The sequence below is a fragment of the Enterococcus sp. C53 genome (genome assembly GCF_040887425.1).
GTDB classification, from domain to species: Bacteria; Bacillota; Bacilli; order Lactobacillales; family Enterococcaceae; genus Enterococcus_B; species Enterococcus_B hirae.
This window is the reverse complement of the sequence record NZ_JBFOFT010000004.1, coordinates 46,682-67,872: the sequence shown is the minus strand read 5'-3', so window position 1 is coordinate 67,872 and position 21,191 is coordinate 46,682. Positions and strand designations below refer to the sequence as shown.

The following is a 21,191-nucleotide window of genomic DNA, read 5'->3' as shown; positions in this document are numbered from 1 at the left end:
TTTTTCTTATTTTTAGAAAAAAAGATTCTTTTGTTTCGATAATACCCGTTGATACCTTTACGTAAAAAAAGAGGGACTGGGACAAAAGTTGTCTCAGTCTCTTCTAGTATCTCTAAAAAACGAATAAACGGTGAGACAAAAGTAGCATCTTCGGAAATAAACCGAAATTTACCAAAAATTTGAGAAGCAATTTTCGGAAATTCCTTCTTATTTCTTGATGCTGAACACTTTTGTCTCAACCTCTCGTTGATAGCTATAAAGCGAATAAACAATGTTCAACCATTCGCTGATTGCTTATTGCGCAGTTTCGATTTCGCCCAATGCAGCTTGTGCCAATAGGTTCAAGTAGTTCCATGGACGGTCAAAATGAGGTTGGAAGAAGAAATCAGATAGCGCTAGATCTTCAACGGTCATTTTATTTTGAACAGCCAGTGACATCGTATTTGCTGATTGAGTGATATCATATTTCGACATGAATTGGGCACCGACAATGCGGTTTGTCCCTTTTTCATAAACCAATTCCATCATCACTTTTTCATTTGTTGGCATGAATTCTGGACGATAATTGTCTTCAAAGACCGTTGCTTGGACTTCTAAATTATTCATAGGTGCGCTCTCTTTTGTCACCCCTGTTGAACCAATCGTCCAACCAAATAGGTAAAGTCCAGACGTTCCTTGCGTTCCACGATACGCCATTTTATGTTCAGTCAAGTTATTTCCTACTAACAATCCTTGACGAACTGCGTTAGTTGCCAAAGGAATATAATTTTGGGTACCACTTGGGTTATAACTTACTACAGCAGAATCCCCTGCAGCAAAGATATCTGGATCGCTTGTTTGCATGTATTCATTAACTTTGATGGCTCCATTAGGTAACGTATCAACTTTTCCATCAACTAATGTCGTATTTGGTCTAAAACCAACACATAAGATGACCATGTCCGCGTCAAAAGTTTCTTTAGCAGTTGCTACTTGTTTCACTTTACCCTCTTCATCCGCAATAAACTCAGAAACATTTTCACCTAATGCTAGAGTAACTCCACGGTCGACAAGTTCTTTTTCTAATACATCTGTGAATGGTTTATCAAGATATTTATTTAAAATACGATCTAAACCATCAATCAATGTAACTTGTTTACCAGATTCAACAAAAGCTTCGACTAATTCGATACCGATATAACCGCCACCTACGATAACCACCCGTTTGGCATCTTCTGCTTGTGCAATAATTTCATTTGCTTGGTTATAGTTTTTACATAACAAAATATTTTTTGATTCAATTCCTTTGATTGGCGGAATGATTGGCCAAGAGCCAGTAGTCATTACCAATTTATCATAAGAAACTGTTTCAACTTCACCAGTTTTTAGATCTTTGGCTGTCACAGTTTTCTTTTCAGTATCCACGTCAGTTACATCATGTTCCATTTTTACAGTTGCACCTAAAGAATGTAGTTCTTCAGGATTAGAATAGAATAAACCGGCTGGGTCTTTTACTACACCACCCACGTATAATGCGATCCCACATGATAAAAAGGAAATATTATCATTTCGCTCGTACACAGTAACATCCGCTTCTGGGTGATTTTTTAAGATACTTTTAACAGCTGCTGTACCCGCATGCGTGCAGCCAATTACTACAACTTTCATATGTGAATCCCTCCGATTAACGATTTGTCCTTCGACAAGTTTAAATATAGCAAAAATAAAACGGATACAACAGTTTAATGCTTGTGAATTCACAAATTCAACCTTGTTGTTTTCTGTTCATTCTCCTGCGCAATTGCTGATTAATCCACGATTTACTTGTGAAAACAAAAACATACACTATAACCTTTGTGAATGAAAGAGAAAAAAATAAAAAAAAGTCAGTGATTTGTTTATCAAACTGACTAATTTTTTATTTTTTCATATTTTTATCAATACTTTCAGCAAACTAAATCGCTTGTTCTTTTTGACACTCAGGACAGCGACCATATAATTCCAAACGATGCTCATTGATCTCAAAGTTCGTCAATCGACCAGCTGCCATTTCGATATCCGCTAAATCAGGATAATGAAAATCGACGATCTTTCCACAATTTTCGCATATCACATGATAGTGACGTTTTGAACTAAAATCGAATCGACTAGATGAATCCCCAAATTTCATCTCTTGTACAAAGCCAATTGAAGTAAACAAACTTAAATTGTTATAAACTGTTGCCACACTCATATTCGGAAAACGATCTTCCAGAGCACGATAAATTTCGTCAGCAGTCGGATGTGAATGATGTTCAATCAGATACTCTAAAACTGCATACCTCTGAGGTGTGATCCGTATATTTTCCTTTTTCAATTTTTCGATTGTTTCTTCAACTAATAGTTTATTCTCCATTTTTAACACCCCGCGTTGTTATTCTCGTCCTATCATACTATTTTTAGTTTTTAAAATCTACTTTTCATGAAAAGAAATTTCAAATTAATCATAATATTGCGAAAAAAGACGCAATTAAGGAAAAAATCTCCTTAATTACGTCTAAATGTTGTGGTAAGAATTCTTTACATTTCTTGATAAAGCGCTGTTGACAAATAACGTTCTCCGTTATCTGGGACAACCGCTAAGACTTTTTTCCCTTTACCTAACACTTTCGCTTCTGCCAAAGCAGCAGCAATCGCTGCGCCTGATGAAATGCCTACTAAGATTCCTTCTTTTTTTCCAACTTCTCTAGCAGTGGCTAACGCTTGATCCCCTGTTACAGAAACTACCCGATCATAGACGCTCGTATCCAAAGTATCTGGCACAAACCCTGTCCCAATTCCTTGAATTTTATGTGGTCCTGCTTCTTTCCCTTCTAAAATCGCTGATTCGGCTGGTTCAACTCCAATGATTTCAATTGCTGGATAGACTCGCTTCAACTCTTTACCAGCACCAGAAATCGTTCCTCCAGTGCCAATCCCTGCTACAAAAGCATCTAACCCATTCACACCAAACGCCTCTTGAATCTCATGTCCAGTTGTTTTCTCATGGATAGAAGGATTTGCTGGATTTTCAAACTGAAGTGGTAAGAAGTAGTCATTTTCCGCTGCTAAACGTTTCGCTTCTTTGATTGAGCCACTGATTCCATCCTTACCTGGCGTGAGCAGTAATTCAGCACCATAACCTTTCATCAACAAGCGTCGTTCGATACTCATCGTTTCTGGCATCACGATGATCACTTTATACCCTTTAGCTACCCCAACCATGGCTAATCCGATCCCTGTATTTCCTGAAGTCGGTTCGATGATTGTGTCTCCTGGCTTAAGAAGGCCATCCCGTTCTGCTTTTTCAATCATACTTAATGCAATCCGGTCTTTTACGCTACCACCAGGATTAAAAAATTCCAATTTCACATAAACTTCCGCTGAATCTTCTGGAACCAAATGATTAAGCTTAACGATCGGTGTCTGACCAATCAATTCTGTAATCGAATGATAAATTTGTGTCATTTTAAGTTCCTCCTTAATATTTTCTTCTATTCAATGATAATACAACTAAGAAACTTCTGGCGAATAATTCGCCTTTTCAACGTAAAAAAACAGGAAAGCTGCGAAGAGCCTTTCCCGTTTTTATCTCTTAATTTAACTAAACGTTTATTTCTTGTCCGACTAATAAGGAATAGTTAGACATCGTCATCCCATTTTTAGCCATTAAGTCATCAACTGACAAACCAAATTTCTGTGCGATATCCCACAAAGTATCACCTGAAACCACTTTATAAGTCTGGCTGCCGCTTGTTGAAGAGGTAGTTGACGTAGTAGTCGTGGTTGTAGTACTTGTACTTGTCGTTGTCGTTGTTGTACCGGACGAAGGTGTATCAAATCGGGTTAAATTATACGTATTAATCAATGAGTTCAATTTTGCTCCGTAACCCGGATCTGTTGCATAACGACCAGTTAGATATGCTGTCGCATCGTAAAAACTCGTGGTATTACTTTTCCAGACACCAGCATAATGATAGTCTCCAATTGAAAAACTAGTTGAACGCAAAACGTTGGCATGATCTTGCAGAGATTCCCAATAAGAAGAATATTTACGGAAAGGTTCATTCATCGTGACCCATTGTCCATTAAGATATTCCTTTGTAGCCATATAAACGACTTGACCACTATAACTTCCTTTAACTCCGAATAAATTATAGTTTGGCGCACTTGCCAGGCTAGATGTGCCATAAGCACTTTCTAATAAAGCTTGGGCAATCATGACCGATGCATATAAATCATTGTTTGCAGCCACTTCAGAAGCTGCCCAACCGATTTGATTGATGAAAGCTTGTGGATCTGCAGTCGTTTGTGTGACCTGCTCATCTGCTCGTACATTTTGCGGTGCTGCTGTAACCATCATTGGCCCCACTAAAAGAGTTGTCCCCATCAAAGGAGCAATCGCTTTTTTATTGATCACCATGGTTCTTTTATTCTTTTGGTGTCGGGCACTGCGGGTTTTCAGCTCTTGCATTCGAATTCCTCCTCAAAAAAATAAAAAACTCTTGATAAAGTTTCCATCTTTAAACAATCTTAATTAATTAAATTATACTTTTAATTTATGGGAAACTCAAATCAATCTTTACTATTTTTCTTTTTGTAACACGAACGTAATGTTAAAGAAACATTAAGTAATATTAAACACGAATCATTATTCTAATTTTCTACTACAAAAAAAAGAACATCTGAAAATAGTCTCCTTTTTTCAGATGTTCTTAAACGTTTGTCGTAAAACTTCTTTAACTCATTTTATAATTGGTTGAAAGTTGCTACAACATTTTCCACAGTGAAACCAAATTCTTCAAGAATTTTATTTCCTGGAGCAGAAGCACCAAAATGATCGATCGTGATAGTTGTTCCTTCTGTCCCAACATAGCGTTCCCAACCAAATGAAGCTGCTGCTTCAATAGCTACTCGTTTTGTTACGGCTTTTGGTAAGACGCTTTCTTTGTATTCTGCAGATTGTTTTTCAAATAAATCGAAACTTGGCATTGAAACGACTGAAACATCTTTTCCAGCTGCTGCCAATTCTTTTTGTGCTTTGACTGCTAGATCCACTTCAGAACCAGTCGCGATCAAGATACCTTCTGGTGTTTCTCCTTGAGCTGGTGATAGTACATAAGCTCCTTTTTTCACCATTTCGTCTGCCACTTCTTTCGTTGATGGCAGAACTGGAAGATTTTGACGACTTAAAACCAAGATCGTTGGTGTATCAGTCGATTCCATTGCTACTTTCCAAGCAGCGCGTGTTTCATTCCCATCGGCTGGACGAATCACGTGAACACCTGGCATACATCTTACAGACGCTAATTGTTCGATTGGCTCATGTGTTGGTCCATCTTCACCAACCGCCACTGAATCATGTGTCAACACGTAGATGACCGGTGTATTTTGAATAGCTGCTAAACGGACTGCTGGACGTAAGTAATCAACGAAAACAAAGAATGTACCGCCATAGATACGAGTTCCGCCATGAAGCTGGATACCGTTCATCGCAGCTGCCATCGCAAACTCACGAACGCCAAACCAAATATTACGACCTTCATAATGTTCTGGAGTAAAGTCTTTGTCCGCAGTGACCATCGTATTATTCGAACCTGATAAGTCCGCTGATCCGCCCCAGAAACTTGGGATTGCTTTTGATAACTCTTGAATCACTTCTTTGCTTGAAACCCGGCTAGCTTGACTTTCGCCTACTTCATAAGAAGGTAATTCAGCATCCCAGTCAGCTGGAAGTTTTCCAGCAAACGCATCTTCAAATTGTTGAGCTAATTCTGGATAAGCATGTTTATAGTTTTCAAACATTTCTTTCCATTCATTTTCAGCTTTTTGCCCTTCTTCAACCATTGTTTGGTGGAATCTTTCAGCTACTTCTTCTGGAACTGTGAAATCAGGATACTCCCAACCATACACTCCTTTAGCCATTTTAATTCCATCATCGCCAATTGGTGCCCCATGGACAGCAGAAGTTCCTTCTTTAGGAGCTCCGTAGCCGATCACTGTTTTGACTTCGATCAATGTTGGTTTTTCAGTTTCAGCTTTTGCTTCTTCGATCGCTTGATTGATGGCTTCCAAATCATTCCCATCTTTAACCAAAATATGTTGCCAGCCATAAGCTTCATAACGAGCTCCTACATTTTCAGTGAAAGCTTTTGAAGTAGGACCATCTAATGAAATATCATTTGAATCATACAATACGATCAATTTACCTAATTTCATGTGAGCAGCCATTGAACTTGCTTCTTGCGAAACGCCTTCCATCAAGTCGCCGTCGCCACAAAGAGAATAAGTATAGTGATCTACCACTTTGAAGTTTTCTCTGTTATATGTTGCTGCCAAGTGAGCTTCTGCCATTGCCATACCTACAGCCATAGCGATTCCTTGTCCTAACGGTCCAGTTGTTGCTTCTACTCCGTCAGTATGATTGACCTCTGGATGTCCAGGTGTTTTTGAATCCCATTGACGGAATTGTTTTAAGTCATCGATTGTGACTTGATAACCTGATAAATGTAGTAAGCTGTATAACATTGCCGAACCATGTCCTGCGGATAAGACAAAACGGTCACGGTCAACCCAATTTTTTGAAGTCGTTGGGTTCACTTTCAAATGTTTCGTCCAGAGTGCATATGCCATTGGGGCTGCCCCCATTGGTAACCCTGGGTGTCCAGAATTTGCCTTTTGAACTGCTTCAATACTTAATGTACGGATCGTGTTAACGCCAAGTTGGTCGATTTTGTCGAACAAAATAACCCCTCCTATTAATTTAGGTTTTTTTTACCTTTATTTCTTACTTACTAATTTTATTAGATACGTCTAGAAAAAGCAATGTTTTTTAGTAATTATTACTGAAACTTATTTCCTCGACGATGTAAGCCTTTTTCACGTTGGATTTCTTTCAATTTTTCTGGAGTGACATCGTTACCTTCTGGATCAACGATTTTCATCCCTTCGATATGGTGTCGCATCCCAGAACGAAAAGCAGACAGATACTCTTCTCTTAACGCCAATTGTTCTTTTTCTTCGTCAGCTGTTAAGCCTTCTGTTTTCTTTTTTTGGGCCAGTTCGTTGATGCGGGTAATTTTTTCCGGTGATAACATAGCAAGTCCTCCTTTTTACTCTACTTCATATTATATAAAAATCACGAAAAAAACAACTAGTATAAAATATTTTAAATACGAACATTTGTTTGAAAGAAGTAGTTTTATGTGGTACTATTTAATTATTAATTGAAAGAAGGTGTACTCTGTGGCCCGACAAACCGAAACCAGACAAATCGAAGTCTTACGATATATCCACGAGCAAGTTTCCCAAAAAGGCTACCCACCAACTGTTCGGGAGATCGGAGAAGCGGTTCAGCTTTCTTCTACCTCCACAGTTCACGGTCATCTTGCACGATTGGAAAAAAAAGGATTTATTCAACGTGATCCTACGAAACCACGTGCAATCGAATTAACAAAACAAGGATTAGCCAAAATAGGGGTAAAACCTTCCACGATTCCAGTGCTTGGTGTGGTCACTGCAGGTGAACCGATTTTAGCAGTTGAAGATGCGTCCGATTTCTTTCCGATCCCTCCTAACCTTTCTTCTGAAGATGGAAGCTTGTTCATGTTGACGATCCGCGGAGAAAGTATGATCAATGCAGGAATTTTAGACGGAGATAATGTAATTGTCCGTAAACAAGAAACTGCCCAAAACGGGGATATCGTGATTGCAATGACCGCCGAAGATGAAGCGACTTGTAAACGATTCTATAAAGAAAAAAATCATTTTCGTTTACAACCGGAAAACGATCTTCTTGAACCGATCATTTTAGATCAAGTCTCTATTTTAGGTCGAGTCGTTGGGCTCTACCGCAGTCATATCTATTAAAGACGATTTTTTTTACTAGACTTAAGTGAAGGTCTTACTCGCATACTCATTTATTTGCAGTAACTGCTATATCTATCAATAAAGACTGAAAAACCCGGGGCAAAGTGTCTCGGGTTCTTTAATGGGCATTAAGATGGATAAACGATGATTAAGTGTCCATAAACGGCCTGAGTTTTTTCTCTTGTGCTTTCCTCACTCCTTAAATAAAATGCACCGATCTCCTACTTTTTTGTCGATCTTTGTCGTATTTCCATTTCGATTTTTTTCATTTGGTACCACTACAATCGTCATTTACCTACCATGATCTGCGGCATGATTTAGATCAAATACAGCTAACTGCTTTGAATACGGTAAATAAGCAAATGACCTGTGCTGGTTTAAAAAAATTCTGAGTATTACACACATAGATTTCGATCTTTTTTGTTCTTCCCTCTTTACAAAACGAACAAAAGTTCGTATACTAATTATACGAACTTTTGTTCGCATAAAATAATGAGGTGAGAAATCATGAAATCAATGAGACGTCTTGGCTTAGTATTAATGGTATTATTTTTAGGCATTATTATTGGTAATTTTGGTATGCGTACAGCATTGTTGATCTTTGTTCCGTTGTTTGCTTTATGGTTTATGTTGTGGGATGAAAAGAAATACCGTCAGTCTGAACGGCGTCGGATTCATGATGACACTTTTTATCCAGACTCCTATTATCGATCGAGACACTCTTGATCTTGACCCATAAAGAATCCTGAATAACGAAATAAAAAAACACATATGTAAGAGTCAGAAAACGGCTCATGCACAAAAAAGTAGTCGATTGTTCCCCCCCATCAAAAAACAATTGACTACTTTTACAAATACACCTGCACAAACTAAAAATAGTGAGCAAGCGTACTTGGGATTGCTTGACAAAAAAGAGAGTGGGACAATTAGTCAGAAAAAATCTGATTAACGTCCCACTTCTTTTTACATTTATTTTTAATGTTTATTAAGCAAAAAATCGTTTAATATTCCATCAAGGTGATCATATCATATCCTTCGATTTTTTCACGACCATCTAAGTCCATTAGTTCGATCAAGAAAGCACAGCCAACAACGACACCGCCCAATTTTTCTACTAATTCGATCGTTGCTTTGATCGTTCCCCCTGTAGCCAATAAGTCATCACAAATCAAGACTCTTTGTCCAGGTTGGATCGCGTCTTTATGGAGTGTCAATGTATCTGTACCGTATTCCAGTCCGTAAGTTACTTCGATCGTTTCACGAGGCAACTTCCCTTTTTTACGTACAGGTGCAAATCCAACTCCTAATTCGTAAGCTACAGGACAGCCAACGATGAATCCTCGCGCTTCTGGTCCTACAACCATATCGATTCTTTTTTCTTTCGCATAATCTACGATCTGTTTCGTTGCTTCTCTGTAGGCATCTCCATCAGCCATAAGGGGCGAGATGTCACGAAAAATAATTCCTTTTGCTGGATAATCAGGAATACTTGCAATATATTTTTTTAAATCCACTATTTGTCTCCTCCTAGGTTGTTAACCTTTTTTTAATAGAGGGAATATCACTTAACAATAAGAATTCCTCTACTTTGATTTTTTTTATTCGTTGCTGATAACGCACGCTATCAGTCAACGGATGACTTTTGGGATTAGCGATCTTTTGCAAAACGCCATCTTCTATTGTAACAAATTTCAATTCAAAAAACACCTGAATCATAAAAATTAATAATTTTTGTGGTATTTTTAGATATTGAGCAATTGAGCCTAATTTATAGCGAATATCTATTTTTTCTTGTGTATGGATCAGTTTGAACAATTTGGCATATTGTTCTCTTGAACCAACTCCATTCAAATAAGCTTCTTCATAAGAAATCCCTAATAAGTACATTCGATCGAAAGAACCAAAGGCAAGGATTTCTTTTAATATTTCTAAATCATTTGGACAATCAACTACCAGCAAGGAATGATATGAATTATCGTGGATCAACTGCTTGATATGTTCCCCACTTTCGAACACGTGGACATTGTCTGTAGCCAGTCCAGAGATTTCTTTTAAAGAAGAGCGATCAAACGCAAGATACAATGTTTGTGGATCAACTTTCGTTAACTGACGGTATCTCTTTGAACGCCAATCAAAAATTTGAAATCCATCAACAACAAAGTCTGATACCAGCAATTGCGGTTTTTTCCGACCGTTCCATTCATTGATAGCTAATTTCCCAACGATATCCACTGGATTATTTAACAGCTCAGCTTCTTGGTCGCCAAAACCAAATGCTACCGCATCTAACGGACTAGCTTCTTCCATCAATGTTAACTTCAAATGTTGCTGACTCGTACCAATTCTTTTCACATTTTCAGCCAAGATTTGGCGAAACAGAAAGTGAGGTACCGCATTGTCTGTACCATATGGTGCAAGTAACTTTAATTCATTAAGCAATTCAATGGTTACATCTTTGGGTGTAAGGACTTCGTCGATCGGTAAAGCTGCGCCTTTTGTCAAATCAATTTTTTGTTCGGAAACATACTGATTCATTCGTTTTTGTAGTTCTTGAAGATTATCACTAGGCATCGTTAACCCTACAGCAGCATGGTGTCCTCCAAAGAAAGTAAATAAGTCACGCATCGCATCTAACATTTCATATAGATTCAGGGCTTCGATACTTCGGCCAGATCCTTTCGCTGTACCATCTTCTTTGATCGTTAAGACGATCGTCGGTTTACCAGTGGCATTCATCAGCTTACCAGCTACGATCCCCAACACTCCCTCATGCCACCCAGGATGGGCAAGAAGGTGGATCTGATTCGTTTCATCAATCATTTCCAATGCTTCTTGGGTAATTTTTTCAACGACTGCTTTTCTTTCTTCATTGATCGTGTTGAGTTTTTTGGCATACGTGAGTGCCGCTTCCTCATCAAAGGTAGCTAGCATCTCGACAGCTGGATTAGGATCACCCATTCGGCCAATCGCGTTGAGCCGAGGGGCAATTGAAAAGCCGATGGTCGTTTCATCTGCTTCTTTCATAGAGACGCCACTTTCATTAAATAAAGCTTGTAAACCGATCCGTTCGGTTTCTTTGATCGTATCTAACCCTAAAGCAACAAGTGTGCGATTTTCGCCTGTCATTGATACCAAGTCTGCAATCGTTCCAATCGCCACTAAATCTAAAAATTCAGCAGGAGGTTCTTCTAATAATGCTGTTGCCACTTTAAAAGCTACTCCGACACCTGCTAGATCAGGAAACGGATAATTCCCTTGTGGATGTCGTGGATGCACGATAGCGTAGGCTTCAGGTAATTCACTGGGCATTTCATGGTGATCTGTGATGATTACATCAACACCTGCTTGTTGCGCATAAGCTACGGCATCGTGACCAGCCACACCATTGTCCACTGTAATGATCAATTGCGCACCTGCATCAATTTTTTCTTGATAAACGGCTTTGTTTGGTCCATAGCCATGGATAAAACGATTGGGTAAAAATGTTTCGACATTGGCGCCGAGTAGCTCCAATGTTTCTTTCATCACTGTCGTACTTGTAATCCCATCTGCATCGTAGTCACCATAAACGACTATTTTTTCACCATTGATCACCGCTTCTTGGATTCGACTGATGGCTTTATCCATGTCATGCATTAAGTAAGGATCATGCAATTCTTGATGTTTGGGATTCAAAAATTCTTTTACTTTCTCTACATCACGATAGCCTCGTTGCCAAAGTAATTTGCCAATAAAAGGCGATAGATTCTCTTGCTTTATACTTTGAAGAAACATTTCAGTCGGTTCTGATTCACTTAATTGCCAATCATAAATTGCTTGTCTCACTTGCTCACCCCTAACCTAGTTATTATAGCAAACGAAAAGTTTAAAAAAAAGAAGAAAGATAGCCACAAACACATTAAAATGGTCTTCAAAAAGTCGTTACTCACTTTTTGAAGACCATTTGACAAACCCGAAACTCAGCCTTTAACTTCTCAGCCAAATATGACAATGGTTCCTGCCATCTTTTATTTTGGTCTCGTTCATGAAACTTTAGTCAAAATAATTATAGCTTTGCTTTGCTGAAATTTTCTGCGTATCAGATGTTGACGACTGTGCTTGTTGTAGTTGTTTTTTCGTTGCTTGTAATTCTGCCTGATAAGCAGCTTCTAATTCTGCTCGTTCATTTCGGAATGTTCGTTGTTGTTCTTCCTTTGCTTCAGCAATTTTCTTATCAAGATTCTCTTGATAATCTGATAGTTCCTGCTTTAATTGTTTGATTTGTTTTTTCTGTTGCCATAAAGTGGTTGATGCAGTAACAAAAACAATCAATGCACCAATAATCGCCGAACCAATGATAACTAAAATCAATGGTGCAGAAAATGAAGCAATCCCAAAGTTAACAGGAACATTTCTGTTGTTTAATACAGCAAATACGACAATAATCAAGACAAGCAAAAATCCAATAATCACACTACTTTGTTTTTTCATACTCTTTCACCTACTTTTTATTAAAAATCCCACTTGCGAGGTAGTCGCCAATAGTCGGAAAGAGAGTGTAAAATTTAGCCGCTATTTCAAGAAGGACAGGACGATTCACTTCACGCTTTGGATGTTCCATTGTTCGTACAATTGTTTTTGCTAGTTTCTCCGGTTCTAAAACAAGTTGACTAACTTTTTCTAAATAACTGCCGGTAGGATCAGCTTTATCAAAAAATTCAGTAGCAACCGGTCCTGGATTCACCGTAGTGACTGCCACTCCAAGTGGTCTTAATTCTAATCGTAAGGCATTAGAAAAGCCTAAGACAGCAAATTTTGTTGCTGAATAGATCGTTGATTTCGCCGTCGCCATTTTCCCAGCCATTGAAGCGATATTGATGATATGTCCTTGCCTTCTTTCAGACATATCAATCGCAAATTTTTGGGTTAAGACCATCATACCTAGTACATTTACTTCAAACATATCGTAAGCTTTTCCTAAATCGAAAGTTAAAAAATCTTCAAAAATGCCAAAGCCGGCATTATTGACTAACACATCTACACGTCCGACTGTTTGCATCACTTGTTCATAGAGCCGATCGACGCTGTCAGGATCACTCACATCTACTGGAAAAGCATAGGCTTCCTTTCCGCTTAATCTCTGACATTCTGCTTTAACCTCATCAATCAATTGGTTGCGTCGAGCACAAGCAATGACGATAGCACCTTTTTTTGCAGCTTCATAACAGATTTGAGCGCCCAATCCACCAGAACTACCGGTAACTAAGACAACTTTATTTTCTAAATTCATTCTTTTCCTCCTCACGAAATGGAATATCGACAGTATCAAAATCTTTCATGATCCTTGTATTTGCAAAGACCTCACGTGCCTCTTCTTCTAGCTCTTGCGCAGCTTTTCCTAAATAGCGCGCACTGATATGGGTTAATAACAAACTTTTCGCTGCTGCTTCTTTAGCTACTTCAGCCGCTTGATAAGTCGTCGAATGGAAGTAGTTCTTTGCCAGCTTGGCTTCATTTTTGTTAAACGTACTTTCATGAACCAAAACATCACAGTCTTGGGCCAACACGACTGAATTTGCTGTCTTCCTCGTATCACCTAAAATCGTAACGATCCGCCCTTTTTTGTCTGGTCCCACAAACTGCTTCCCATCCACAACCCTTCCATCAGGTAATTGAACAGATTCTCCTTTTTTCAACTTTCCATATATTGGTCCAGCCGGAATATTCAGTTCTTGTAATTTTTCAACTTGAAGCTCTCCTTTATGGTCATGTTCCACAACCCGAAAGCCATAGCTGGCAATTCCATGATCTAATTTTTTAGTATAGACAGAAAAATGCTGATCTTGAAAAATCGGCTGATCTTCAACTAACTCGATGAATTTCAACGGATAGCCTAAACGTGTTTGCGAAACAGCTAACGAAGTTTTGACAAATGTTTCGATTCCTTTTGGTCCGTAGATTTCCAGGGGCGTATCTCCCCCTTGGAATGAACGACTGCTTAACAAGCCTGGCAACCCAAAGATATGGTCACCATGTAAGTGAGTAATAAATATCTTTTCAATCTTTCTTGGACGAATGTTGGTACGTAAGATTTGCATTTGCGTTCCTTCACCACAGTCAAATAACCAGACTTCATTTCTTTCATCCAAAAGTTTTAATGCAATACTGGTAACGTTTCGATGTTTGGCAGGTACCCCTGCACCAGTTCCTAAAAATTGTAATTCCATAATCTACCTGACTTTCTTTAAACTCACTATTAATTTTATGGGAAATGTGTCGGATAATCAACCGAAAGTCCGTATTGCTTCCTAAATAATTGCATTTTTATTGGTACTAAAAAAAGAAAAACGCCTTTTTCACGCGTTTCTCTTTCTTTATTCTGTTCGTTTCTTTATTGAGGATGTTTGTCTTTCCACGATTTCCGTGCCGTTTCTTGTGTTTGTTTTTCGACTTCTTTGGCAGCGTGGACGTCTTCTTCGACCTCTTCATAATCTAAGCGAGTAATTTCGCCACCTAAATCCATCATGACTAATTGGTTCAAAGGACGATTATCTTCTTCTTCAGCAATCAAAATCAAACCGGTTGCTCCTTCGCCAATTTTATTGCCCACAAAATCAAAAACTGTCTGAGCATCTTGGATTTCCTTGGCATCCTGCGTAGCACCGATCATCCCGCCAGCAAACCAGCCTAAAAGAATCCCTAGTGGGCCTCCCAAGACACCGACTAACATTCCGATTAAACCACCTTTTGAAGATTTATTGTTTCCAGTAAAATCCAAAAAATCCTCTATTTTGAATTGATGCGTTCCATTAGGATCGTGACTAATCACTGCCATTTGTTCACCCTTGATGGCACGAGAAGCGTGTAATCGTTTGATTTCAGAAAATGCTTGGTAAGCTTGACTCTCTACAGGGAAATTCAAAATAATCACTCGTTTGCTCATAAAAACACTCCTCTATTCATTTTCTTTATTCTAACTTTTATTTTAAAAAAACAAAAGGAAAAACCCTTTAATAAATAACACATAAGAAATATAAATTTTTCCTATTAAAAAATCTTTCTGAATACTATTGGTGATAGCTTAAAAATTTTTACCAAAAGACAAATCCTACCATTGCTTAAACCAAAAAAGCGCCAAACCATTTTTCTGGTTTGACGCTTTGTTGATATTGAGTGTTAACATGGGCTCTTTTCATGAGCATGCGTAATCTTATTCGACAAACTCAAATTCAAATTCACCGATTCTCACTAGATCGCCATCTTTTGCTCCACGGGCACGTAAAGCTTCGTCAACGCCCATTCCTCTCAACTGACGAGCAAAACGCATAACAGTTTCATCGTGATCGAAATTCGTCATTTGGAATAGTTTCTCAATTTTTTCTCCTGATAAGATCCAAGTAGCATCAGGATCGCGATCGATTTTAAATTCTGGCCCTTCTGGATTGAATCCATATTGAACTGTTTCTTCTTCGATTTCTTCATCATATAACGGAAACTCTGGTGTTACTTCTAGAAGATCCGCTGTCGCATTCAGCAATGGATCAATGCCTTTTCTTGTTACCCCTGAAACTGGAAAAATCGGCATATCGTCTGCAAATTCATCTGTTTTTTCTTTATTAAGCTGCTCTTTGAATTTTTTCAAATTTTCTTCTGCGTTTGGCATGTCCATTTTATTGGCTACAATTATTTGAGGTCGTTCCAATAAACGAAGATTATAAGTAGACAATTCATGGTTGATCGCCAAATAGTCTTCGTAAGGATCTCTGCCTTCCATCCCACTCATATCAATCACATGTAAAATAACACGAGTACGTTCGATATGACGTAAAAACTGCGTTCCTAAGCCAACACCTTGAGAAGCTCCTTCAATCAATCCAGGAAGGTCCGCTGCTGCAAAACTGCGTCCATCGCTAGTTGTTACCATACCAAGATTTGGTACTAATGTCGTGAAATGGTACGCGCCGATTTTAGGCCGAGCAGAAGAAATAACTGAAAGCAGCGTTGATTTACCTACAGATGGAAAGCCAACCAGCCCAACATCAGCCAAGACTTTTAGTTCTAATTCGATTCTGCGTTCTTGACCTGGTTCGCCGTTTTCTGCAATTTCTGGTGCTGGGTTTCGTGGAGAAGCAAAGCGGATGTTTCCTCGTCCCCCTCGACCGCCTTTAGCAACGACTAAGGTTTGACCATTTTCAATCAAATCGCCTAACAAAGCGCCTGTTTCAGCATCACGGACAGTCGTTCCTTGAGGGACTTTTACATAAGTATCTTCTGAACCCCGACCGTGCATCCCTTTACTCATTCCGTTTTCTCCTGGCTGTGCTTTAAAATGGCGATTGAAACGAAAATCCATTAATGTACGTAAACCTTCATCAACGATCAAAATGACGTCACCGCCACGACCGCCGTCACCACCAGCAGGTCCTCCATCAGGTACATATTTTTCTCTGCGAAAAGCGACCATTCCGTCGCCGCCTTTACCGGCCTTCACATCGATGGTTACTTGATCTAAAAACATGGACATCTTTAAGTCCTCCTATTTTAATTATCTATTATTCATTTGACTGCCTGAATTTCCACAATAAACAAAAGTCTTATTTATTTTATCGGTCAAAAGCTATTTTGTCTATCGTTTCAATTAAACTTTCCAGGTTTTGTTCATTTTTTCTATTCTACTTAAGGAAATTGTTTCAAAGATCTCCTAGTGCTTTTTACCTCTCAGACCATTTTATCACTTTACTTTTGTAAGTATCTTTTTTTGACAAATTTTGTGAACAGGAGGAAAATGACAGTGTATTAATCAAGGATGCGAAGTTTGCACCCTCAATATTACTAAAGGAGGAACTTTTGATTATGACAGTAAAAGTAGGTATTAACGGATTTGGACGTATTGGACGTTTAGCTTTCCGCCGAATCAAAGAAGTATCTGATGATATTGAAGTCGTAGCAATCAATGACTTAACTAGCCCAACCATGTTGGCACAGTTGCTACAATTTGATTCAACTCATGGAACCTATCCCGGTACAGTTACTGCAACAGAAGACTCAATCGTAGTAGATGGTGAAGAAACGCGTGTCTATGCTGAACCAGATGCAAGTAAAATCCCTTGGGTTAAAGAAAACGGGGTCGATATCGTACTGGAATGTACTGGTTTTTATACTTCGGAAGAAAAAGCACAAGCCCATTTGAACGCTGGGGTAAAACGTGTAGTGATCTCTGCTCCTGCTGGTGCAATGAAAACTATCGTATACAATGTAAATGATGATACGTTAGATGCTAATGATAAAATCATTTCGGCAGGCTCTTGTACGACAAACTGTTTAGCACCGATGGCTTATTTCTTAAATAATGAATTTGGTATCGAAGTGGGGACTATGACTACCGTTCATGCTTATACTTCTACACAAATGTTATTAGACGGACCAGTAAAAGGTGGAAATTTACGGGCAGCTCGATCAGCAGCTGACAACACGATCCCTCACTCAACAGGTGCGGCAAAAGCAATTGGCTTAGTTATTCCAGAGCTTCAAGGGAAATTGCAAGGTCACGCACAACGAGTACCTGTAGTGGATGGTTCATTAACAGAACTAGTTTCCATTTTAAAAACAAAAGTGACCGCTGAACAAGTGAACGAAGCGATCAAGAAACATACCGAAGACAATCCATCATTTGGTTACGATGATCGTCAAATCGTCTCTGGTGACGTAATCGGTACCACACAAGGTTCGATTTTCGATCCAACTCAAACAGAAGTCACAACGGCTGGCGATTACCAACTCGTAAAAACCGTTGCTTGGTATGACAATGAATATGGTTTCACTTGCCAAATGATCCGTTTGTTGGAAAAATTTGCTAATCTTTAATCACCAAAAGATCACACGTTTTCAAAGATAGAAAATAGAGACCGTTTGAACGACTCGTTGAGTGGTTCAAACGGTCTCTTTGTCTAGTTCTTCTAAACTGGTTCAAAAAGAACGAGTGATGGTAAAACTTATTCCCTCTCTTGATCAAAGATAGAATTTTTATAAACGTCCCTTATTTGCGAATTACTAGCTCGTGTTTTTTTCACTTTCTTTTGAACAAAGTGTTCCGGATAAGCTATTTTCAATGCTCTTTCTTCTCCTAAATTATTCGCTAACTCTGTATTTTTTCCACTCAATTTCTTAAGATCATTAATATAAACATAACGCCCTAACTGCATTGTACTTGAAAAAATAACAAAATCTACTGCGGCAGAAAAATGATGAAATCCCTGTTTTGATTTTAAATAAGCACTTTGATCAATGATATAATCTGTAACTTTTCCTCCATTGCTAATTAAAGATAAATCCCTTTGAAGGATAAAATCACTTTTGTTCTTATCGTTGCTCTTATTGAGTGCTTGTGCTAGTTCTGATAGGTTAGATTTAGAAATTTCAAATTCATGTACACAAGGTAACAGACCATTTACTTGCGTTCTTTTTTGATAGTAACCTGTGGGATCAACCACTGAAACGATAAAGTTACCGAAAGTATTTTTCCGTATCACACAACCAAGATTCTGTTTTTCATGAGGACCCTTGTCCTTCAACTTGATCTGAATATCATGAGAAGTAACTAGAAAAGAAGTTGGATCTCCTGGCATTAATCGAGAGAGTTCTTGTACAATCGAATTTTTTTCTAACTGATAATACTTACTATATTGAAGTGAACGGCTAATTGCTGCCACTTCATTTGGCAGAACAATCCCTCTTGACTGTTTTAATTGTTCTTCTGCTTTCTCAAATATTTCTTTTGGTTCCCGCAGCTCAGCTAGGTAAATCCCTCTGTCTTCTACTTCTACTGAATCTTGTCTAGACAGCGATTTTCTTTGTTGAGAAGTTGTGAGTATTGTATCTTCAATTTTTGTTTTCCAATTCTTATCCATATTTTCCACTTGTTCAGTTTTATTATGTACAATAACCATCGAATGAAGAAGATCTTCAGAATATTGTAATTGGTTCATCCTCTTAAGTGCTGCGTAATGAAACTCATTCATCAAACGTTTATGATTATTTTGTTGAGTTGCTGGTGTAAGATTGAAGTAATCCATTGGGGGCTTCGTTTGTTCATCAATTGCCTTCCCCTTCTGATCTTGTATTTGACCGTTCTTTTGAACATCCTCATGAATTTGATCAATAGCATTCCCATAAAAAATGTAGTCAACAGTGTAATATAGTTGCGGAAGTAAGAAATGAAATTTTTTTGAATGTGATATATTCTTTGCCGTTTCTTTTATTTCTTGTTTATTCCTAAGATTCTCAAATTTATCCACTAGTGTAGTCATATTCTCATGGCTAGAGTGTAATGGCGTGCCCAATAGATTGGCTAACTCTTTGGTTTTGTCTTGATCGATTGCGCATTTGCGAATCGTGAGCTCTTGGTCATTCGAAGTTACCAATGTAACGAGATATTTATTGTTTTGATTTTGGATAATTGCTCCTGTTAAACTAGTGTATACAGGCTCATTTTCAGTGGTGTCCTTAATCAACTCTTTTTCCTCTTTATGTAACGGTCTCCCACTTAGGAGTGGTAATACGAGAAAACGAGCTTCATCTCCACTTAAGTGTAAAAGTTCCTGTTCTATTTTTTGTGTATCTTGGATAGCATCGCTACTCCGTTCGAATGAATCGTACATTGTAAACTGACCCTTTTCTTCAGCTAAACTTGTTATGTTAGGATCGTCACTCACATTGATCATATGACTCCAATTTTTCAAATACTCTTTAAACATCGCTTTCGTCTCATTCAAATCAGGAATATGCCGAATATCTCCAACTGGAAGATCAAAAAATTGTTCATACATTTTGAAATTTCCAAATTTGTCTTGCTTATTTACTTCAATCGAAGGTTTTTTTTTGAACAAACGTTTTGTACGGTTCACAATTGAATGTTTAGTATCTTTAGAGGATATTGAATTGACTAATAATCGTGCGCGCAAAGCTTGTTCTAGTTCTAGTTTATTTGCCAGTGGCATTTTTTCGCTCCCTTTCTTGAGATCATTTTTTATAATAAAAATCGTTTTGTGCGGTTGATTTGCTTTCTTTACGAAACGATTTTATATCCGTTTTTATGTCAAAAAGGCTCCTAAATTCATTTTCTCTATTTTCATTCTTCACAATGTATTTTTCGATAATGACAGAAAGGTTCCTCTTTGCCTATTCTTGATTTTCGTTCGTTTTTTTGTCTGATTTATGTAAAATTCTCAACTATATATGTAAGCAGTCACCCATATTTCTATTGTGAACGGATGACTGCCGGTAAATAAAAAGAATGAGTTCTCTCTATTAGAATCCTAAAATTATTTTTGTATTAGCTATTAGCAAACAACTTATTGGACATATTTTGCTAAAAACTCTTTGACGGTTTGCTGATACTTTTCTGGGTCTGCCTGATACGCTTTTGCGTGTTCGGCTCCCTTGACCACGTATTTTTCTTTTGGTCCCTTAGTTGCAGCATATACTTTTGCTAACATATTATAGGGAACGAATGTATCCGCATCACCATGGATAAATAACATTGGTTTCGTATTTTTAGTTAATTGATCAACGGCACTTGCTTCCCCAAAAAAATACCCTGCTCGAATTTTTGTAATCAAGCTAGTCACTTGGATCAATGGAAAAGAAGGTAAGTTGAACATATCTTTTAGTTGATATGCAAGTTCTTCATCAACTGACGAATACCCACAGTCTTCGATGATCGCTTTCACGTTATTTGGTAGCTTCTCACCGCTCGTCATCATCACAGTTGCAGCACCCATACTTACTCCATAAAGCACGATTTGTTGCGACTGCCCTGTTTCTGCTATGATTTTATCGATCCATTGGACGTAATCTTTTCGCTCTGGCCAACCGAATCCGATATAATCCCCTTCACTACGCCCGTGGCCTCGAGCATCTGGAACTAACACATTGTAGCCTAAATCATGAAACATTTTTGCATAATTTGCCATTGTTTCTGCATTCCCCATATAACCATGGGCAACAATAACTGTTTTATCACTTTTCTTTTCTGCTGGCAGATAGATCGCAGACAATTTCAAATGATCTGTTGATGTTAGATGCCAGTAAGTGCGATTCTCTTTCTGATTGAACCACTTTGTCGCCTCGTTTTCTTTTGTTGTTTGAGAAGTTCCCGGCGTATCGTTTTCTAAAAAATCCTTTTCTGATGGGACAACTGCATAATTATAAAAATAGTTGCCTGCAAATAATAGAACCACTATCACGACAATAGCAATTCCGATTACTATTTTTGTCAAAAGTTTCATCGCTTTCCTTCCTTATTCCATTATTAATACTAATTCTTGATTAAGTATAAACAAAGAAGT

Annotated in this window: 18 protein-coding genes; 3 read left to right on the top strand and 15 right to left on the bottom strand. The window is 38.1% G+C overall.

Annotated elements, in window-relative coordinates; all coding sequences use genetic code 11:
- Positions 1–294 precede the first annotated feature (294 nt).
- The 6 genes from AB3I42_RS06915 to AB3I42_RS06890 all read right to left on the bottom strand — a co-directional run bounded on the left by AB3I42_RS06915 (position 295) and on the right by AB3I42_RS06890 (position 7,094).
- Positions 295–1,647, bottom strand: coding sequence for an NADH oxidase (locus AB3I42_RS06915; RefSeq protein ID WP_010737508.1), 1,353 nt, complete (start codon positions 1,645–1,647; stop codon positions 295–297).
- A gap of 286 nt (positions 1,648–1,933) precedes the next feature.
- Positions 1,934–2,374: a Fur family transcriptional regulator gene (locus AB3I42_RS06910; protein WP_081125679.1), complete on the bottom strand. Its 441-nt coding sequence runs from the start codon at positions 2,372–2,374 to the stop codon at positions 1,934–1,936.
- Between the two features lie 164 nt (positions 2,375–2,538).
- A complete protein-coding gene (gene cysK, locus AB3I42_RS06905) occupies positions 2,539–3,465 on the bottom strand; it encodes a cysteine synthase A (protein ID WP_010719255.1) in 927 nt (308 codons plus the stop codon).
- Between the two features lie 136 nt (positions 3,466–3,601).
- Positions 3,602–4,471, bottom strand: coding sequence for a glucosaminidase domain-containing protein (locus AB3I42_RS06900; RefSeq protein ID WP_034866634.1), 870 nt, complete (start codon positions 4,469–4,471; stop codon positions 3,602–3,604).
- A gap of 275 nt (positions 4,472–4,746) precedes the next feature.
- Positions 4,747–6,741: a transketolase gene (gene tkt / locus AB3I42_RS06895; protein ID WP_010737506.1), complete on the bottom strand. Its 1,995-nt coding sequence runs from the start codon at positions 6,739–6,741 to the stop codon at positions 4,747–4,749.
- A gap of 98 nt (positions 6,742–6,839) precedes the next feature.
- On the bottom strand, positions 6,840–7,094 hold the full coding sequence (locus AB3I42_RS06890) for a DUF896 family protein (protein WP_010719258.1): 255 nt from the start codon (positions 7,092–7,094) through the stop codon (positions 6,840–6,842).
- A gap of 148 nt (positions 7,095–7,242) precedes the next feature.
- Between AB3I42_RS06890 and lexA the strand changes: the two genes are divergently transcribed.
- Positions 7,243–7,866, top strand: a complete 624-nt coding sequence (gene lexA, locus AB3I42_RS06885) for a transcriptional repressor LexA (protein ID WP_010719259.1) — start codon at positions 7,243–7,245, stop codon at positions 7,864–7,866.
- 507 nt (positions 7,867–8,373) lie between these two features.
- On the top strand, positions 8,374–8,592 hold the full coding sequence (locus tag AB3I42_RS06880; RefSeq protein ID WP_010719260.1) for a hypothetical protein: 219 nt from the start codon (positions 8,374–8,376) through the stop codon (positions 8,590–8,592).
- A 275-nt stretch (positions 8,593–8,867) separates the two neighbouring features.
- Here the strand turns inward: AB3I42_RS06880 and AB3I42_RS06875 are convergent, their stop codons facing one another.
- The 7 genes from AB3I42_RS06875 to obgE form a co-directional block, all read right to left on the bottom strand.
- Positions 8,868–9,380, bottom strand: a complete 513-nt coding sequence (locus AB3I42_RS06875) for an adenine phosphoribosyltransferase (RefSeq protein WP_010719261.1) — start codon at positions 9,378–9,380, stop codon at positions 8,868–8,870.
- Positions 9,381–9,393: 13 nt separating this feature from the next.
- Positions 9,394–11,691, bottom strand: coding sequence for a single-stranded-DNA-specific exonuclease RecJ (gene recJ, locus AB3I42_RS06870; protein ID WP_181914523.1), 2,298 nt, complete (start codon positions 11,689–11,691; stop codon positions 9,394–9,396).
- A gap of 207 nt (positions 11,692–11,898) precedes the next feature.
- Positions 11,899–12,336 (bottom strand): lipopolysaccharide assembly LapA domain-containing protein, encoded by a 438-nt coding sequence (locus AB3I42_RS06865; protein ID WP_010719263.1) that lies wholly within the window; start codon positions 12,334–12,336, stop codon positions 11,899–11,901.
- A gap of 10 nt (positions 12,337–12,346) precedes the next feature.
- Complete coding sequence (locus AB3I42_RS06860) at positions 12,347–13,135, bottom strand: SDR family NAD(P)-dependent oxidoreductase (protein WP_368022398.1); 789 nt, start codon at positions 13,133–13,135, stop codon at positions 12,347–12,349.
- Positions 13,119–14,072, bottom strand: a complete 954-nt coding sequence (rnz, locus tag AB3I42_RS06855; protein ID WP_010737502.1) for a ribonuclease Z — start codon at positions 14,070–14,072, stop codon at positions 13,119–13,121. The genes AB3I42_RS06860 and rnz overlap by 17 nt, the downstream gene beginning before the upstream one ends.
- A 164-nt stretch (positions 14,073–14,236) precedes the next feature.
- Complete coding sequence (locus AB3I42_RS06850) at positions 14,237–14,788, bottom strand: hypothetical protein (protein WP_010737501.1); 552 nt, start codon at positions 14,786–14,788, stop codon at positions 14,237–14,239.
- A 267-nt stretch (positions 14,789–15,055) separates the two neighbouring features.
- Positions 15,056–16,369, bottom strand: coding sequence for a GTPase ObgE (obgE, locus tag AB3I42_RS06845; RefSeq protein ID WP_010719267.1), 1,314 nt, complete (start codon positions 16,367–16,369; stop codon positions 15,056–15,058).
- A 329-nt stretch (positions 16,370–16,698) separates the two neighbouring features.
- Between obgE and gap the strand changes: the two genes are divergently transcribed.
- On the top strand, positions 16,699–17,709 hold the full coding sequence (gap, locus tag AB3I42_RS06840; RefSeq protein ID WP_010719268.1) for a type I glyceraldehyde-3-phosphate dehydrogenase: 1,011 nt from the start codon (positions 16,699–16,701) through the stop codon (positions 17,707–17,709).
- A gap of 128 nt (positions 17,710–17,837) precedes the next feature.
- On the opposite strand, the gene AB3I42_RS06835 is transcribed toward gap, so the two are convergent.
- Positions 17,838–19,841 (bottom strand): hypothetical protein, encoded by a 2,004-nt coding sequence (locus AB3I42_RS06835; protein WP_368022397.1) that lies wholly within the window; start codon positions 19,839–19,841, stop codon positions 17,838–17,840.
- Between the two features lie 354 nt (positions 19,842–20,195).
- Positions 20,196–21,131 carry an alpha/beta hydrolase gene (locus AB3I42_RS06830; protein WP_010737499.1) on the bottom strand — a complete coding sequence of 312 codons (936 nt, stop codon included), beginning with the start codon at positions 21,129–21,131 and terminating at the stop codon, positions 20,196–20,198.
- Between the last annotated feature and the right edge of the window lie 60 nt (positions 21,132–21,191).

Coding starts and splice junctions, on each gene's coding strand:
- AB3I42_RS06915 (WP_010737508.1), bottom strand. CDS start 1,647: ATGAAAGTTGTAGTAATTGGCTGCACGCATGCGGGTACAGCAGCTGTT.
- AB3I42_RS06910 (WP_081125679.1), bottom strand. CDS start 2,374: ATGGAGAATAAACTATTAGTTGAAGAAACAATCGAAAAATTGAAAAAG.
- cysK (WP_010719255.1), bottom strand. CDS start 3,465: ATGACACAAATTTATCATTCGATTACAGAATTGATTGGTCAGACACCG.
- AB3I42_RS06900 (WP_034866634.1), bottom strand. CDS start 4,471: ATGCAAGAGCTGAAAACCCGCAGTGCCCGACACCAAAAGAATAAAAGA.
- AB3I42_RS06890 (WP_010719258.1), bottom strand. CDS start 7,094: ATGTTATCACCGGAAAAAATTACCCGCATCAACGAACTGGCCCAAAAA.
- AB3I42_RS06880 (WP_010719260.1), top strand. CDS start 8,374: ATGAAATCAATGAGACGTCTTGGCTTAGTATTAATGGTATTATTTTTA.
- AB3I42_RS06865 (WP_010719263.1), bottom strand. CDS start 12,336: ATGAAAAAACAAAGTAGTGTGATTATTGGATTTTTGCTTGTCTTGATT.
- AB3I42_RS06860 (WP_368022398.1), bottom strand. CDS start 13,135: ATGAATTTAGAAAATAAAGTTGTCTTAGTTACCGGTAGTTCTGGTGGA.
- rnz (WP_010737502.1), bottom strand. CDS start 14,072: ATGGAATTACAATTTTTAGGAACTGGTGCAGGGGTACCTGCCAAACAT.
- AB3I42_RS06850 (WP_010737501.1), bottom strand. CDS start 14,788: ATGAGCAAACGAGTGATTATTTTGAATTTCCCTGTAGAGAGTCAAGCT.
- obgE (WP_010719267.1), bottom strand. CDS start 16,369: ATGTCCATGTTTTTAGATCAAGTAACCATCGATGTGAAGGCCGGTAAA.
- gap (WP_010719268.1), top strand. CDS start 16,699: ATGACAGTAAAAGTAGGTATTAACGGATTTGGACGTATTGGACGTTTA.
- AB3I42_RS06835 (WP_368022397.1), bottom strand. CDS start 19,841: ATGCCACTGGCAAATAAACTAGAACTAGAACAAGCTTTGCGCGCACGA.
- AB3I42_RS06830 (WP_010737499.1), bottom strand. CDS start 21,131: ATGAAACTTTTGACAAAAATAGTAATCGGAATTGCTATTGTCGTGATA.